This is a genomic window from uncultured Maribacter sp. (assembly GCF_947495965.1).
Classification (GTDB): Bacteria; Bacteroidota; Bacteroidia; order Flavobacteriales; family Flavobacteriaceae; genus Maribacter_B.
Genome location: NZ_CANMBB010000021.1, coordinates 1 through 1,641, shown reverse-complemented (window position 1 = coordinate 1,641; position 1,641 = coordinate 1). Strand labels below are relative to the sequence as shown.

Annotated in this window: 1 protein-coding gene; it reads left to right on the top strand. The window is 33.9% G+C overall.

Translation table 11 applies throughout. The features are described 5' to 3' along the window. Nucleotides 1–280: 280 nt before the first annotated feature. Complete coding sequence (locus Q0820_RS16870) at nt 281–1,549, top strand: hypothetical protein (protein WP_298489461.1); 1,269 nt, start codon at nt 281–283, stop codon at nt 1,547–1,549. Nucleotides 1,550–1,641: the final 92 nt, after the last annotated feature.

Below are 1,641 nucleotides of genomic sequence, written 5' to 3'. Positions count from 1 at the left end.
GCATAAGGGACTTGCACCCTCTAGATGAATTAGTTATCTTTCGATAAATTAAAGATGCCCATGCTGGGCACACACAAAACCTATAAACAATAAGGGCTTCGGGCTTAAACGAATGGTTTACGTATTTTTATAAAGTCCGCAAAATCTTTTGGATTTTGCTCTGAACAGGAAAAAATAAATCAAAACAAAAAGATTTTGCTATGTGCGTGGAGGAAAGCAAACGCTAGTTTGCTCCCGTACTGTTCATAGCTAAACCGTTGTGTTTAATTAAAACCTACAAATGAAATTTAACTTCTTCAACAAAAAGAAAAGTCCGACCAACATCAAAGAAGAATGGAATAGACTCGGAAGCGAATACGCTAAAGGTGTTAATGAAATGGTCGAATTTGGAGAAAAAAACGGGTGGGAAAACTGGAAAGGAAAAGAACCCGAAGACAAACGAGACCATTTAGCTGACGAAATATTCAAACTCTTAAAAAAAGCTAACGAAACTAATACTGTTCAAGAATTCAGAAATAATTATCCACCTTCTCATAGCCCAATAATTAAGTTTTTAGAAAAGAAAGGACAGAGTATTGAACAATTACAATTTATTGACGGACAAAAAATTGTGTTTTTAACAGGTACATCTTATCAAAAGAGACAAGCATATGTTCTTGACAATGAAAATACATTAAAATTAGATTCATCTATTAACGCAATTGGTAAATCCAAAAAGAATAATGTTTTTGCGATTTCAGCCGAAAATAAAATTACGACTACCCAAGGTTGGGAAGGAAATATTATTTCGAGCTTTGAATTAAATGAAACTAGAGATTTAGGAATAACAGAATTAATTCCATTCAACGATGGGCTTAAAGTTTTACTTATTACTTCCGAAGGAATATTTTTAATCACAAAAGAAACTGAAAAAATGATTCATCCTGTCCCAGATTTGGATGACGAAGGATGGGATTCTTACATAGATATGGAAAATGCAACGTTATCAAATGACAATCAATTCATTGTTGTAGGTGACCAATGCTCAGAACATAGAATTTTAGATGCTAATGGTTCTCAAATTGGCGGAATAGGACAACAGTCTGAATATCCACATTATTGTCTTTTTTCAAAAGATGATAGTCAGCTCATCACTAATTCTTGCCATTTATATAATGGAATTACTATTGGAGTATCATCGGAGAAATTAAATGGAATTAATATCCCTGAATACGAAGAAAGTTCTTTATACAACATCATTGATGAGGGAATGCGTGTTTATTGTGGAACTACTAGTTCAAAATGTTACATTTTAGGTGATGCTCACGGATACATAAGAGCAATTGACCAAAATGGAAAGTGTATTTGGAGACATTTTTTAGGCTCAACAATTAGTGGAATTACAATATCAGATGACGAAAAAACATTATGGATAGGTTCTTATTCTGGTATGCTTCATAAATTACAGTTAGCAAAAGGATTTAGAGATGACCACACAATTGGAAACGGAAATCATTATGAAGATTTTCGACTGATTTTATGGAAAGAAGAACCCGAGATGAAATGGTAATAAAAAATAACTAAACACAATCGAGTAGACGGCTCTCCCCATAATTGAGGAGAGTGCGCCTCTCACACCACCGTACGTACGGGTCTCGTATA

Coding starts and splice junctions, on each gene's coding strand:
- Q0820_RS16870 (WP_298489461.1), top strand. CDS start 281: ATGAAATTTAACTTCTTCAACAAAAAGAAAAGTCCGACCAACATCAAA.